This window comes from Paenibacillus sp. RC67 (assembly GCF_030020805.1).
Classification (GTDB): domain Bacteria; phylum Bacillota; class Bacilli; order Paenibacillales; family NBRC-103111; genus Paenibacillus_S.
Map to the genome: position 1 here is coordinate 1,034,734 of NZ_CP125098.1, position 14,933 is coordinate 1,049,666.

The 14,933-nt window shown below is 46.6% G+C and carries 14 protein-coding genes; 9 read left to right on the forward strand and 5 right to left on the reverse strand.

The features are described 5' to 3' along the window. Nucleotides 1-48: 48 nt before the first annotated feature. The 3 genes from QMA13_RS04815 to glpX form a co-directional block, all read right to left on the reverse strand. Nucleotides 49-1,098: a polysaccharide deacetylase family protein gene (locus tag QMA13_RS04815; RefSeq protein WP_282939852.1), complete on the reverse strand. Its 1,050-nt coding sequence runs from the start codon at nt 1,096-1,098 to the stop codon at nt 49-51. 81 nt (nt 1,099-1,179) lie between these two features. Next, the gene (locus QMA13_RS04820; RefSeq protein ID WP_282939853.1) at nt 1,180-1,995 is read right to left on the reverse strand and encodes a sulfite exporter TauE/SafE family protein; all 816 of its coding nucleotides are present in this window, start codon (nt 1,993-1,995) and stop codon (nt 1,180-1,182) included. A gap of 74 nt (nt 1,996-2,069) precedes the next feature. Next, nucleotides 2,070-3,041, reverse strand: coding sequence for a class II fructose-bisphosphatase (gene glpX, locus QMA13_RS04825; RefSeq protein WP_282939854.1), 972 nt, complete (start codon nt 3,039-3,041; stop codon nt 2,070-2,072). A 240-nt stretch (nt 3,042-3,281) separates the two neighbouring features. On the opposite strand from glpX, the gene QMA13_RS04830 reads away from it, so the two are divergent. The 3 genes from QMA13_RS04830 (at nt 3,282) to QMA13_RS04840 (ending at nt 6,339) form a co-directional block, all read left to right on the forward strand. Continuing rightward, on the forward strand, nt 3,282-3,935 hold the full coding sequence (locus QMA13_RS04830; protein ID WP_282939855.1) for a helix-turn-helix transcriptional regulator: 654 nt from the start codon (nt 3,282-3,284) through the stop codon (nt 3,933-3,935). A 55-nt stretch (nt 3,936-3,990) separates the two neighbouring features. Then, nucleotides 3,991-4,797 (forward strand): pyruvate, water dikinase regulatory protein, encoded by an 807-nt coding sequence (locus QMA13_RS04835; protein WP_282943261.1) that lies wholly within the window; start codon nt 3,991-3,993, stop codon nt 4,795-4,797. 231 nt (nt 4,798-5,028) lie between these two features. Continuing rightward, nucleotides 5,029-6,339, forward strand: coding sequence for a molybdopterin-dependent oxidoreductase (locus QMA13_RS04840; protein ID WP_282939856.1), 1,311 nt, complete (start codon nt 5,029-5,031; stop codon nt 6,337-6,339). Here QMA13_RS04840 and QMA13_RS04845 read toward each other — a convergent pair. Next, nucleotides 6,336-7,487 (reverse strand): GerAB/ArcD/ProY family transporter, encoded by a 1,152-nt coding sequence (locus QMA13_RS04845; protein ID WP_282939857.1) that lies wholly within the window; start codon nt 7,485-7,487, stop codon nt 6,336-6,338. The two genes, QMA13_RS04840 and QMA13_RS04845, sit on opposite strands and share 4 nt — an antisense overlap. Nucleotides 7,488-7,660: 173 nt before the next feature. Between QMA13_RS04845 and QMA13_RS04850 the strand changes: the two genes are divergently transcribed. The 6 genes from QMA13_RS04850 to QMA13_RS04875 all read left to right on the forward strand — a co-directional run bounded on the left by QMA13_RS04850 (nt 7,661) and on the right by QMA13_RS04875 (nt 14,377). Continuing rightward, the gene (locus QMA13_RS04850) at nt 7,661-8,305 is read left to right on the forward strand and encodes an MOSC domain-containing protein (protein WP_282939858.1); all 645 of its coding nucleotides are present in this window, start codon (nt 7,661-7,663) and stop codon (nt 8,303-8,305) included. A gap of 36 nt (nt 8,306-8,341) precedes the next feature. Further along, a complete protein-coding gene (mobA, locus tag QMA13_RS04855; protein WP_282939859.1) occupies nt 8,342-8,974 on the forward strand; it encodes a molybdenum cofactor guanylyltransferase in 633 nt (210 codons plus the stop codon). A 138-nt stretch (nt 8,975-9,112) separates the two neighbouring features. After that, nucleotides 9,113-10,117, forward strand: coding sequence for a GTP 3',8-cyclase MoaA (moaA, locus tag QMA13_RS04860; RefSeq protein WP_282939860.1), 1,005 nt, complete (start codon nt 9,113-9,115; stop codon nt 10,115-10,117). A 7-nt stretch (nt 10,118-10,124) separates the two neighbouring features. Continuing rightward, nucleotides 10,125-11,366, forward strand: coding sequence for a molybdopterin molybdotransferase MoeA (locus QMA13_RS04865; protein WP_282939861.1), 1,242 nt, complete (start codon nt 10,125-10,127; stop codon nt 11,364-11,366). 537 nt (nt 11,367-11,903) lie between these two features. Then, nucleotides 11,904-13,184, forward strand: coding sequence for an ATP-binding protein (locus tag QMA13_RS04870; protein ID WP_282939862.1), 1,281 nt, complete (start codon nt 11,904-11,906; stop codon nt 13,182-13,184). After that, nucleotides 13,181-14,377, forward strand: coding sequence for a GNAT family N-acetyltransferase (locus QMA13_RS04875; protein ID WP_282939864.1), 1,197 nt, complete (start codon nt 13,181-13,183; stop codon nt 14,375-14,377). The genes QMA13_RS04870 and QMA13_RS04875 overlap by 4 nt, the downstream gene beginning before the upstream one ends. On the opposite strand, the gene QMA13_RS04880 is transcribed toward QMA13_RS04875, so the two are convergent. Then, nucleotides 14,337-14,837: a hypothetical protein gene (locus tag QMA13_RS04880; RefSeq protein WP_282939866.1), complete on the reverse strand. Its 501-nt coding sequence runs from the start codon at nt 14,835-14,837 to the stop codon at nt 14,337-14,339. The two genes, QMA13_RS04875 and QMA13_RS04880, sit on opposite strands and share 41 nt — an antisense overlap. Between the last annotated feature and the right edge of the window lie 96 nt (nt 14,838-14,933).

Genomic DNA, 14,933 nt, shown 5'->3' on the forward strand with positions numbered 1-14,933 from the left:
TTTACCTTTGGGTATCGAAGGCTTCTTTACCGTTCAGTGACTTCAAGTCTATAGCTGTTTGGATACTTTGAGAAGCTCAGGCAGAGTAACTAATCGATATCCTTTCGATTGAAGAGATTCAATAATTACAGGTAGGGCGGCTACTGTACCTGTCAGGTTCTGACTAGGTCCCCCACCAGAATGCTGTAAAATGATCGATCCAGCACCAGCGTGATTTAATATGTTGGCCGTAACCTCAGCTTGACTTAATTGCTTCCAGTCCCGTGAGTCTACGTTCCAATTAACGATTGTATAGTGTTGTTTGGAAGCCCACAGCAACTGACTTTCCGTTATTTCTCCGTAAGGAGGACGAATCAGTCTAGGTGTATAGCCGATAGTGTTCTTTATTACTTTTTGGGTTTTAGAAATTTGAGACTGGAACTGTTCATCCGACAGCTTGGTTAGTAAGGCATGGTTATAGGTATGATTTCCAACAACATGTCCTTCTCTATGCATTCGTTTTACTACAGATGGATGCGCCTCTGCAAGTCGACCTACAACGAAAAAGGTAGCTTTTATATTATATTTTTTTAAAATATCCAATACTTGAATCGTATACAGCGTATCGGGAGCATCGTCAAAGGTAAGCGCGATTTGTTTGGAGTTAGAAGACCCTTTTAACAAGAGCAGATCAGGATATTTTTTTATGAGCTGACTTAAGGTCAGCCGCTTAGCTGCTGTTGATTTGTTGGAAGCGGTTGAGGCAGGTGCACCCTCAGAATGTTTAGGTATCTTCTTGTTTGCTTTACGGACGGGTAGCTGCTCCTCAGTTAATGGCTGTTGAACGGAAGGCTGAACTGGAGAAGCAGGTTGAACCTCCGGTGTCGGAGAAGGCGGTTGAACGACAGTAGGCTGTAGTCCAACCGATGATTTAGGCGCTTGGACTGTATCGGGCATAGTTATCAAGAGCTTGTCTTGATGCTTCGGTTCAGTCTGCAGCAGTTCCGTTGTATGTACGGATGGGGTTGGAGCAGAGTGTTCCGACTGATGTACGCATCCAGATAAGCTCAAGGAAGCAATGGAAATGCATAAGGCTATTTTGAAAACATTTGGTCTCATACGTCGGTCTCCCCCTTGCACAAAGATGCCTTTAGTGTTGGCGAAAGAGGGAGGGATTATCCTAAAGCAAGAAATAACCAGCTATCCTGCAATACCTTCCCAAATCATTTTGATAGCAACGATGAAAAAGGTAATTCGAAGGATCCAGAGCAATTTTTTACTGCTTAACTTGCTGGCAATTTTAGCCCCAAGCCAACCTCCTACGAGGGCAGTGGGAGCAAGTCCTAGAACCATCCAACCATCGATTTCCCCCAAGCTGAGGTGAGTAAAGGAGCCCATAATGGAAGATAGGAAAATAACAAACATGGAAGTAGCGGTCGCAATATGCGGAGGATACCGGAAAATGATAACCATGGCCGGCACAAACAGAGAACCCCCACCTATCCCGAATAGACCGGATATGAACCCAACAGCTAACCCAATGACAAGCGCTGGAATGATCCCGTAGCCATATTCGTGAATGTTTCCTTGAGCATCTGTAAATGATCGTTGGATTCTCCACTGAATATTCAATGGCTTCATATAATCTCTTAACACTAAGAGGGTAGCCATACAGAACATAAAGATACCGAAGCTGAGCTGGAATGATTTTGCGTTAACGAATTGTGTTGTATATGATCCAAGCATGGCGCCAGGTCCGCAGGTGATGAAATACAGCCATCCGCTTTTGAAATCGACCCGCTTTTGTTTATAAAAGGTGAATGTGGAAGATAAGGCAGTGAAGATGAGAACAGCCAATGAAGTACCTACCGCCGTAGCGACGGAGATTTGTTGACCGACAAAAATAGGACCCAAGTAAACTAGAGCAGGGACGATAATAACGCCCCCGCCTAAGCCTACAAGACTCCCGAATGTCGCTGCAAGCAAACCTACAGCTGTATAAAACAAGATAGCCATTTTAAACCTTCTCCCGTCATATGTTGTGTATGAGTATTGTAACATACGAGAGAAGTAGAGCAGTATATGGCTTATTATAACGAAGTAATAATTTGAGGTTTATTAGGTAAATAATGAATGGAGCGAATAAATCGTACGGTTTTGGTCTTGGCCCGCATCACGATGGAATGAGTCTCCGCACGCTGATTAGCCAAATACTGAACGCCACCTAAAAACTCTCCTGGTGTAATACCTGTTGCGGCAAAAATAACATCCTCAGTACCGACCATATCCTCCATGCTTAAAAGCTTCAAAGGATCGTCCATACCCATTTTCAAGCAGCGCTCGTATTCTTCATCATTGGAAGGCATAAGACGTCCTTGCAGCTCACCGCCAAGGCAGGATAACGCAGCCGCTGCGAGAACTCCTTCAGGAGCGCCGCCAGAGCCGACGTAGAGATCTATGCCTGATTCAGCCAGAGCAGGAGCCATTGCACCGGCAACATCGCCGTCACTCAACAATTTGATACGTACACCCACACGACGCAGTGTTTGAATCATATCTTGATGGCGCTCGCGATCCAAAATCATAACGGTTAAATTGCTTAGTGGCTTATCCAGGTAATGGGCAGCCTTCTCCAGAGTAACTTCAAGAGGGTCAGTCAGATGCAGCTTGCCTGCCAAGGCAGGGCCTACGGCCAATTTTTCCATATACATATCGGGGGCATGAAGAAGGCAGCCTTTGTTGGCGATAGCAATGACGGCAAGGGCATTATTTAGTCCCTTAGCAACAAGCTCGGTGCCCTCCAACGGATCCACGGCAACGTCTACTTCAGGACCTTGTCCATTTCCAACCTGCTCGCCGATATATAGCATAGGAGCCTCATCCATTTCTCCTTCTCCGATAACTACAGTCCCTTGGACGGAGACGGAGTCGAACATGGTCCTCATGGCAGAGGTCGCTGCTCCATCCGCTTGAATCTTGTCTCCCCGGCCCATCCACTGCGCTGCCGACAACGCGGCAAGTTCAGTAACGCGAACAATTTCCAGTGCTAGTTCTCTTTCCATAGTACATAGCCCCCATATCCGATTTTTTCTGTGTGGTATCATTTATTATTAAATAAGATACAATGTTTAATAAATATAGTATAATAATTAGTGATAAAACGTGCAATATATTTTATTTTTAGTCTATTAATCATCTCTTTTGAGCCTATTATGAGATACGGATGCATTCTTTATATAAGTTTGATTCATTATTTGGTACAATGCATGTAATATAACATGCTCGAAATAAGACAGGAGGTTATGATCATCGAACTGACAGCTCGGCAATTACAAATAGTAGAATTGGTCAAACAGCATTCGCCGATTACAGGGGAACAGATAGCGGAAATGCTCGGATTAAGCCGCCCGACACTTCGTTCTGATCTTGCTTTGCTTGTCATGCTCGGTTATGTCGATGCCAAGCCTAAAGTGGGCTACTCGCCGGGTTCCGCCATGTCCTCAGGAAGTCAGGCTTCCCGGAGGCTGCAGTCGCTTAAAGTAAAAGATGTACAGTCCATGCCGGTCATTGTAAGAGAGAATGCTTCTGTTCATGATGCAGTCGTGTCGCTTTTTATGGAAAATGTGGGGAGCTTGATTGTTGTTGACGAGGAAAGCTGTTTATCCGGTGTCATATCCCGAAAAGACTTGTTAAAGTTTACACTAGGCAATACAGCGGCTGCATCCATGCCCGTTAGTATGGTAATGACTAGGGAGGCGAACGTAGTTCATGTAAATCCTGATGATACGGTTATCGATGCTGCACGGAAAATGATTCTCCATCAGGTGGACAGTCTTCCCGTAGTCACTCGTTCCAAACAGGATACTTCACAAGGTCGCTCTCGATGGGACGTAGTAGGTCGGATCACCAAGACGATCATGACCCAAATTCTGTTGGAGCTTGCAACCGAGCCTTAATATACAGAAGGAATATGGATGAAAATGCTTGTAAACAAAGGAGAAGAACCGGATGATGAAAGACGACCAACATTATGAAATCACAATTTGTTCTGATTCGGTAGGGGAGACCGCTGAAGCCGTCGTTAAGGCGACCATGCGCCAATTTGATGCGCAGCAGGTCAAGACGAAACGGATCGGGCATATTAAGCACGAGGATGAAATCCGCGCGATCATGGAGGAAGCTGCCCAACGCGGCGGTTTTGTCGCTTATACTCTCGTACAACCGGAGCTTCGTGAAATGATGAGGGAAGAAGCAGTCCGTTTGGGAGTCCGTGCGGTTGACATTATGGGCCCTATGATGCAGGCTTTTATCGATACGTTCAACGATTCCCCAAAGCGCAAGCCAGGTCTGCTTCATGAGCTGGACGACGATTATTTTAAACGGGTCGAAGCCATAGAATTTGCCGTAAAGTGCGATGATGGAAGAGACACAAGCTCTTTATTGAAGGCGGATATCGTGCTGATCGGTGTTTCACGAACGTCGAAGACGCCACTGAGCATCTTTTTGGCGCATAAAGGGATCAAGGTGTCTAACCTACCGCTGGTACCAGAAGTGAAGCCTCCCAAGGAGCTATTCCTATTGCCGGGCAATCGAATCATTGGTCTTATTATGGATGCGGACAAGCTGCTGAAAATACGAACGGAACGATTGAAAGCAGTCGGTTTGCCGTTCGGAGCAAAATATGCGGTGATGGAACGGATCAAGGAGGAGCTGGATTACGCACAAAAGCTTATGAAACAGGTAGGCTGCCCAATCATTAATGTGACCGATAAGGCAATCGAGGAGACAGCAGGAATTATTATGGGTTATAAACAATAAAGGATCGGTGGCCGATCTTGGAATGTAAGCATGCGATGTACGCTTTGCGGGCGTAGGTTTCATGCTTTTTGTGCATTCTGTCGGTTGATCATACGTTTAAGGCCTAATGGGCTGGAGGGCTTATGATATGTTACAATAAAAGAAAGGGCTTCCAATGAACGAATTCTATAGAACAAAATGCAGATGAGCAGAGTGTGCTGGGTGCATCTCTAGGAAGAGGAGCGTGCAAGGATGGATGCTTGGAGAAGCTGGTTAAAGGAATCGTATGGGAAAACGCTGAAACGGCTCCATGCGTGGAATGCATGGCTGATTGTCTTGCTTGCCATCACAGGTGTCGTGCTGTATGTTCCTTCGATTCGAGGAGATTTAGGAGCTTTTCGGGTGTTTTTAAAGCAGGCGCATAGTGTATTAGGGATTGCATCCATTCTGGTTATCGCTTCCTATATCCGATATATCCCGAAGCATTGGAAGCAAATCCGGCAGAAAGTGAACCAGCGCTGGAATTTGGTTATTGTTCTTCTTTTGCTTACAGGCTGGAGTGTGTCCGGGATTATATTGTGGCAGTTCCGCAGCTTCTCTCCAGTATGGAGCAATGCTGCCCTTGTGCTGCATGATCTTTTCACATGGGTTGGTATCCCCTATGCAGTGTATCACTCTGTTTCAAGGAGCAGATGGTTAAAAGTAATGAGGCGTAAGGAGGAGCGCGAAGCTTCTGTTCTGCGCGGCAGAGACATGGCTGCTACTATTGGGGTTGGAATGCAGGATGAGGATGAGAGCTCACCCCAAACGCAGATACAATATTGGAAGAAAGCACCGATTTCACGTGCTGCATTTATTAGATGGGTTGTAGGTCTGGCTATTGTGTTTGGAGTCGGTCCGGCTTTTTATCGGTGGATTAAGTCGGCAACGGATACAGGCGGAGCCGAATTGGAGAAGTTGGTAGGGGAGGATGCGAATCGGATGGTCCCTGCACCTGAAGCGCTCCCTGAGTCCAATCCTCCTGCCGGTGGAGGCGGTCAAGGGCAATTTAGAGTATATACCGTCACAGATATCCCAGCCTTCGCGAGTGATAATTGGAAGTTTACTATTGGAGGCTTGGTGGAGAAGCCCCTTTCGTGGAGCTGGGAGGAGTTTCTGAAGCTAAAGCGTCAAGTGCAGGTCAGTGATTTTCACTGTGTTACTGGCTGGTCTGTCTACAAGGTAACCTGGGAGGGGATTCCTTTGTCTGAGCTTCTAGCTATGGCGAATGTGAAGAGCACAGGACGCTTCGTTAAAATGTATTCGGGAGATAAAGTATACACGGATTGTTTATCGTTGGAGCAGGCCCATATGGAGGATGTAATGGTAGCCGTTCTTATGGATGGAAAGCCGATTCCCCAAAAGCTGGGAGGTCCTGTCCGATTGGTCGTTCCCAAAATGTATGCCTATAAATCGGTCAAATGGCTGCAGGCGATTGAACTGATTGATAAAGAGCATATTGGCTACTGGGAGGTTCGTGGTTACGATAATGACGCATGGGTTAGCAAAAACAGATTGTCTTAACCGTCTGAGCTTTTCTCTGGAGATACAGCATTTGTTGGCAACCGGCTGCCCGGTTCTTTGTGCTTGCTCCATTTATTTCGAAGGAGTGCAATCAATAGAAGTAAAGCTGGTATGACAAACTGAATGGTAATATAAAAAAATACAAGTGAGGTCGCGAGCATGTGGTTCAATACTTCCCGGCTGGACGCGACCCATTTGCTGTAAACAACAGACATATAGCCGATAGTAAAAACGAGCGGACGATAGCTTGGCAGTTGAAGCCATTGCCCAACCATTAAAACCAGCACATAGTAAACAACCGAAATTTTGATAAACATGCCGAGTACCCAAACAGCCATGGCCATGGCTTCCAAATGCTCCAGAAAGTCAGCCAGACTAATGTAACGCGCTGCGAGCATGACCGGATAGCTATAGCTGCTCACGATGTCCCCGAGCAGCAGCAGACTAATGATTCCACAAAGCACCATGGATACCATAACGGCAATGACCGAAATCATTCCCCACTTCAAGCCCTTTTCGCGGTCTGCCAAAAAAGGCAGCAGAATTGTAATATCGATAAACTCGGTGAACCAGGTTTGGGTTGGAATCGCCGCGATGAGGGAGGGGGTTATCCCTCGCTCAAAAATAGGGAGCATATTGTCAGGGTCCAGGTCAGGAATTGCTAAAGAAAAGATAAGCAATAAAAGAATAACCACTATAGGGACAAAGACTTGAGCAACACGCCCCAGTACTTCCAGGCCGCTGCGAACAGCAAAAGCGCACACGAGTACCATGCTGCCCATGACGACAATGATTGGAGTCTCATGTAGAAAGGCGTCCATTATAAATTCGCCGTATTCTCTTATCATGATCCCTACATTGATAAGGTAAGAGATGATGTAGATGAGGCCTAACAGTTTTCCTAGTTTGTACCCAAGTATGTGGGTGCTGTATTCGATCATGCTTTGTCCCGGATATAGCTTACTTAGCATAATCAGGATATAAACGACTAAGAAACCGGTGAGTGCAGCCCAGATGGGAGCGATCCATAGATCTTTATCCGCGAACTTAGCTGTTATAGAGGGAACAGAGAGAATCGATGTAGATATGATGGTCGGGTACATTAGCACCGCCATCTGGAATGAGGAGATTCTCCCCTTTTCAATCATGCTGCAAGTCCCTCCATAATTCGTTCTACTGTTTATTTTATCCTTTCCATAAAGGCATTAAACGGTAAATCCTAATGATTCCTATGGCGATGAGAAGCATTTTCTTTTATAGTAGTAAGAAATTGTGGTTTGCGGGACTTGGAGGTCCTGCTTACTAAGAGGAGATTGACGGAATGCAGCTGTTGTCGTTAAATGTAGGGAAACCTGTTGTCATCGATTATAAGGGCAAGCCGCTGGAAACCGGTATATACAAGAAGCCCGTAGAAGGAGCTGTATTCCTCTCATCCATTCAGCTTGAGGGCGATGGGCAAGCAGATCTGATAAATCATGGGGGAAAAGATAAAGCCGTTTGCGTTTATTGCGCGGAGCATTTCAGTTTTTGGCAAAAGCAGCTTGGAATGGAGATGACCCATGGAGCTTTCGGCGAGAACTTTACCGTTACCGGAATGACGGAAACCGAGGTTCATATCGGTGATATATTCGAGGTGGGCGATGCCGTCGTACAGATTTCTCAGCCAAGGCAGCCTTGCTTCAAGCTTGGAAAAAAGTACGATATACCGGAGCTTCCGATTATGTTTCAGAACACAGGCTTAACCGGCTATTACTTTCGAGTGCTGAAAGCAGGTAAGGTATCAGCCGGTCAGCAGCTGCGGATCGTGGAACGTCATACGGCGTCTAATACGATATCGGAGGCTAACCGATTAAAATATCATGATAAAAGCGATTGGAGCGGGATTCGCTCATTGCTTGAGGTCGAAGCGCTATCGGAAAGCTGGAGGGCTTCATTTCAAAAGCGTCTGGACTCAGCGGAAGGCTAGCAGCTAATCCAATATTTTGGATGGAGGAATGAGCATATGGACGGGGGTCAGAAGAGTCTCTCAGGTGTGGTGCTGGCTGGGGGGCAGAACCGTCGAATGGGTGGCCGGATGAAAGCCATGCTGCAGCTGCAAGGACAGTTATTTATTGAGAGGCAGTTGGAGGAGCTTAATAAGCTGTGCGGGGAAATATTAATTATCGCTAACGAGCCTGCTCCATTCGAGAGGCTGCTGCTAGAGCAGAGCTATAGAGATGTGCGGGTCATCCCGGATTTGCTGCCTGGAAAGGGTCCGCTTGCAGGCATGCAGGCGGCTATGGCTGCCGCACAGAGTGAGGTGCTGTGGGTTGTTGCTTGTGATATGCCTTATATATCAGCTGCTGCTGCTGGAGCCATGTCGGAGCTGATTCACTCTTCTTCCGGAGAAGAATGGGATGCAGTGGTACCGACGGTGGGTGGAAGAATACAGCCGCTTCATGGGATTTACAAAATCAACCGATGTATTGGGATTATAGATGAAATGCTTGAGTCAAATGAGCACAGGGTAATGCAATTTATGCATAAGCTGAACTACAGGCAAGAGGATGAATGTTTTTTTGCTGAGAAGGGCATTCCACTTAATTTTGTGGAAAATATTAATGATCCAATTCAATACGAAAAGCTGCAGCAATAAGGAATAGGCTAGTAGATAGATGTTAGAATAAGTTACACTAAGCTATTTTTTTACAATGAATTATGCCATAATAACATGATAATATGGGGTAAGAGTTAGGTCCGGGATCTACAAAGCGGATAATGGAGGTGAGCTGTGATGTCAGTCATTTTAACGGATCGTTTCGGAAGGGTTCACGATTATTTACGCATTTCGGTTACGGATCGATGTAATCTTCGTTGTGTGTATTGCATGCCTGAGGAGGGTATGCAGTTCGAGCCTGATGAACGACTGCTGACCTTCGATGAAATAGTCGAGGTGGTAAGAGTACTGGCAGCTCTTGGACTGCGAAAGCTGCGTATTACCGGAGGAGAGCCGTTGGTCAGAAAAAACATCGAGCAGCTCATTGCCCGCCTTTCAGCCATTGACGGCATTGAGGATATCGCCTTGACGACGAATGGAATTTTCTTCGCCTCGAAAGCTGAGCAGCTCCGTGCAGCCGGTTTGACGAGGATTAATATCAGCTTGGATTCCTTACGTGCGGATCGCTTTGCGCTGATTACTCGTGGTGGGGATATTAAACGGGTATTGGAAGCTATCGACGCGGCATATCGCGTAGGCCTCGACCCTATAAAGCTTAATGTGGTATTGATGAAAGGCTTGAATGAGGATGAGATTGATGACTTTCTGCAAATGACGATCGACCGTAAAGTACAAGTACGTTTTATTGAATATATGCCAATCGGCCACGATGATATGGGATGGAAAAGCAAGTACGTTCCATTAAGCACGGTAACAGATCGATGTGCAGAGCGCGGTTGGGAAATAAGTCCATTCGGTGAAATCTACGGTAATGGACCTTCTCAAAATTTTCGTATCGAAGGGGCTGCAGGTACATTCGGCTTGATTCATCCTGTGAGTGATCATTTCTGCGAAACGTGCAATCGGCTTCGCCTCACCGCAGACGGAAACATTAAGCCATGTCTGTACTGGTCGGATGAGTTCAATGTCCGCAGCTACATTGGCAATGATCAAGCTTTGGCGGACTTATTCCTTAAAGCGTTGGAAGTGAAGCCCGAAAGCCACGAAATGGCCAAAGCGCTGCTGAACGAGCAGCAAAGTCACATTCCTACGCTGCGGAGAATGTCGCAGATTGGGGGATAGAGCCGAAGTGTCCGGATTAAAGTTTCAACGAAAAGCGATTACGGTACAGGAGGCCCAGCAGGCAGTGCTCGGTTGGGTTCGGCATCAGGAGGCGGAAGAAGTCCCCTTAGCAGAATGCTTCGGGCGACGTCTGGCCGTACCCGTGTCAGCCGAGCAGCCCGTACCGCATTTTCGCCGTTCAGGTGTGGATGGCTATGCTATCTGTGCTTTAGACAGCGCTTCTGTCTCACCAGATCAGACTGTCACCCTTGAGGTGGTCGAGCATATATATAGCGGCGATGTACCTAAACGCTGCGTTCAACCGGGTCAGGCTGCCCGTATTATGACTGGCGCTGTAGTACCTGAAGGTGCTGATTCCGTTATTATGCTTGAAATGACGGAGTCATGGGAGCAGCAGGTGCGTATTCGCAAGAAGATGACTGCTGGAGACAATATTACACCGATAGGCCAAGAAGTGACCTCAGGTGAGCTGCTGCTGCACGAGGGACAATGGATCGGAGCTGGCGAGACTGCTATATTGGCAGCCTTCGGCTATTCGAGTGTTCCTGTATACCGTAAGCCTCGAGTTGCGATTTTCTCCACGGGCTCAGAGCTGTTGGACGTAAACAAACCGCTTGAGCCGGGGAAAATACGCAATAGCAACAGCTATATGCTAGCTTGCCAGGTTCAGGAAGCAGGCGGAGAGGCGATTATAATGCCTATTATGCCGGATGATCCGGGAAGTCTAGAACGAGAGCTCTTAACGGCTTTTGAAGAAGTGGATCTGGTGTTGACGACAGGCGGGGTCTCGGTTGGTGACAAGGATGTGCTTGTCGATGTCTTTGAGCAGTGGGAAGGAAGGCTGCTCTTCAATAAGGTTGCTATGCGGCCTGGAAGTCCGACTTCCGTTGGTGTGTGGAGAGATAAGCTGCTTTTTGCTTTATCAGGCAATCCTGGCGCCTGCTTTGTCGGTTTCGAGCTTTTTGTTCGGCCCTATATGCGCGCACTAATGCGAAGCAGCCAGGTCATGCATCAGGAGGTACAGGCGTACTTGATGTCCGACTATTCCAAAGGCTCCGCATTTCCACGATATGTACGTGGGACGTTAGTCATGAAGAATGGGATGATCGGTGCCGAGCCGGCAGGAAAGGATAAATCAAGCATCATGGTATCGATCAAGGATGCGGATTGCTTGATTCATATTCCAGCAGGTGGGCGTGGCGCTGCAGCAGGCGAGATAGTTACTGTGATGCTGCTGAGAAAAAATTAATATAGAGTAGAAATAAAACCCCCGAAGAGGCGTAAATCGGCCTTATCGGGGGTTATTTGTGAACAATACAAGGATTACTCCTGTGCTAGTGAAAACTCCGCCGACACCGCTCATTCGATATCCCCCTTTCAGAAGATATGGACTATCCTATGCGGGACGCTGATGATTGGATAGGAGCCCGAATAAGGTAAGAAAAACGGGTGTTCTGTAGGGGAGAACACTCTTCTTTGGAACTTGGCAGTTAATCGGGATAAAGTTGAACGGAAACGGTAAAAATCGGAATTTATTCCTATTCAACAATAGAAATATTAGCCTCATAATGGTAATATGTCCATATACTGTACTCTGAATACATTGATTCATACAGCGCTATCAGAACTATTTTTGATCCGTAGGTTAAAGATAGAAAAGTATGAGAATCCGCGGCAGCAAGATGAGGATTTATAGGAGGATGAGCATCTGTAATAAACCTATGCTTGACGTTAAATGATCGGTATCGGTCCTTAGTGTAAGGATGAAGGGGGGCGTGCTAAAGAATTGAGTCATTTGCTATTGAACGTGCTGATTATATGTGCATGCATCTTTTTGTATCAAGTGCTGTGGTTGGATAGGATAAATCATAATGCTAAGCTGAATAAGCCTATCTTAACGGCTTTACTAGCCGTTGGACTGGCAGGATGCATGACTTTTCAAATTGGTTCCTTTCAGGAGTATACCTTTGATCTACGTGGTGTTTTGTTGATCATCGGAAGCCTGTATGGGGGAATGTATGTTGGACTGACTTTGGGGGTTTTTACCGTCTTTGTACGTGCACTCCAGGGTGGGAGCGTTGAGCTGTGGTCGATGATAATTATCGTTATATTAAGTTGGACATTCATATCTTATTTCGGCCGAACCTATCAGCTGTTACCGATGAAAAAGAAGCTGTTGGCAGCGACACTCCTCTCAGGTGCTGTTGGAGAGCTGGTTGTTGTATTGATCTACATACTGAAGCCTGAATATAGCCACTGGAGCCTTCAAATGGTGCTTCACATGCTCTTGTTTGGTCTGCTTCATGCGGTTTGCGCTTATATGAGCATTTATTTTATTGAAAAGATGAACGAGAACTCGCTTATGAAGGCTGAGCTTCAACAGAAGGAAAAAATGCAAATGCTGGGGGAGCTTGCTGCCTCGGTTGCTCATGAAATCCGCAATCCAATGACTGTAGTGCGTGGTTTCATGCAGCTGATGAATTCGCATAGCTCTGCATTAAAACGTTTTAATGATTATGCTCCGTTAATTCTTGAAGAGCTGGATCGCGCCGAATCCATTCTAATCGATTATCTCTCATTCGCTAAGCCTCAGAATGCGCTCTGGGAGAAGCTGAATTTAAGCGAACAGTTGTCTCATGCAGTGGATGTGGTTAAGTCGTATGCGAATACGCATCAAGTAGAAATCCAGACCTGCTGGCAGACATCGCTTGCCATTTATTTCGATCGTCAAAAATTGAGTCAGTTAATGATAAATCTCATTAAGAACGGTATCGAGGCCATGCCGGATGGAGGCAAGCTTCAGTTGGAGCTGTATCGTGAGGACGATCAAGCCGTTATTCGTATTTTGGATGAAGGGATCGGGATGTCTGAGGAAGAATTAAAACGATTGGGATCGCTCTTTTATTCCACCAAAACAAAAGGAACGGGAATAGGGATTATGATCTGTTATAAAATAATAGAAACGGCTAACGGATTTCTTCAGCTGCAGAGTGAGAAAGGGAAAGGAACGACGGTAACCGTAAGGCTGCCGCTATCGTATCAAGAAAAGACGGAGGGAATGCTATGACATCATTTGTTATTCGCCATATTCCAAAAGAGCAGTTTCAAGATAGTTTGTCGTTGTCGGAGTTTGCCTTCCAATACGAGGTGCCCAAGGAGGAGCGGGAGAAAAAAATCTCTCTTTTAAAGGAAAAGGAATGCTGGGGTGCTTATGTGGAAGGAAAACTGGCCGCCCGTATGACCGTAATGGATATGCATACCTGGCTGTACGGCAAGCGATATGCAATGGGAGGCATCGCGTCGGTAGCCACTTGGCCGGAATATCGAAGAGGCGGCTTAGTATCTGGCTTATTAAGCAATGCACTGCAGGTGATGCGGGAGCAGGGACAGTCTCTTTCGTACTTGCATCCCTTTCAATTCGCATTCTATAGAAAATACGGTTGGGAGACTTACACGGAAACGAAAAAATATGAGATTCCGACCACGCTCCTGCCTAGGCTTCCGCATCAACCTGGCCGCATTGTAAGAGTTGGTAGGGACATTGAGCTGCTAAATTCCATATATCAACAATATGCGATGAGGTATAACGGAACGCTGGACCGCGACTCAGCGTGGTGGAATAACCGCATTTTCGATGCTAAAAAGGGGACTGCGGCCGTTTATTACGACGCTTCCGGTTCTCCGTCGGGTTATGTTCATTACGAGGTGAAAAATCAAATATGTCGTATCCATGAGCTTGTGTATCTTCATCAGGAAGCCTGGAGAGGACTATGGAGGTTTATCGCCGATCATGACTCGATGATCGAGAAGGTGACAATAAGCGTCCCGGTAGACGACCGTATGTCATTCCTGCTGGATAATCCGCGCATAAAGCAGGAAATCATTCCTTATTTCATGGCCAGAATCGTTGATGTTAAGCTCTTCTTGGAGCAATTTCCGTTTAATTGTACAGGTCAGCAGGATGGCTCGACTATCCGCTTATTACTGAAGGTTACTGACGTACATGCAGAATGGAACGACGGTGAATTCATGTTGGAAGTTTCCTCGAACGGATCCCTGCGTGTAGAAAAGATTCGCGAAGCCGGTGGCTCTGCGCCGATGGTTTCCTGCGGAATTGGAACGCTAACCACTATGTTCATGGGATACCAGCGGCCAGCGTTCCTGTATGAGACAGAACGGTTGCAAGGGGATCGAGAAGCTGTCCATCTGTTGGAATCGATTATTCCGCAGGGTCAGACATATTTGCCTGACTTTTTTTAGCAAACTGCAGCAGACCATGCTGCTCTAAAAAGGATTCCGGGTCGCTCGGACAATCAAATACGTACGGCTTGCCCTCGCTGCTGAATACAAGCAGATGAGGGTTTTCTTTTTTCTCGGGATCAATAAAAAGGTATAGATCAGCAGCGTTCATCGTCAGCCAGTTATGCTGCACGGGAAGCGGGGGCTGAAGCGGAATATGGACGACGATGCCTGATTCAGCCTCTACACGTGCTCTTCCGGACAGATGCTGGACTGCCTTAAGCCAGCTTGCCGCTTGCTCTCGAAAAGCGGCTGTATTCGGAAGTGTTGCTACGACTTGCTCCTGTTGGACATCAAATACTTGTACGGGAGGCTGTGGCTCGGCAAGAGCCGAAGAGATTGATGTCAGCCATATCATAGCGGCTATCCATGAAAAGCGCAGAAATGTGCTGCCGCTAGGGGAAATACGAGGGCGATTCAAGAAGCATCTCTCCGATCCAGTAGGTTTCATAGCTAGTATGACTCAGAAAATGAGAGTTCATCCCTGTTCAGCCCTTTATTTCTGTGGACTTTGGCT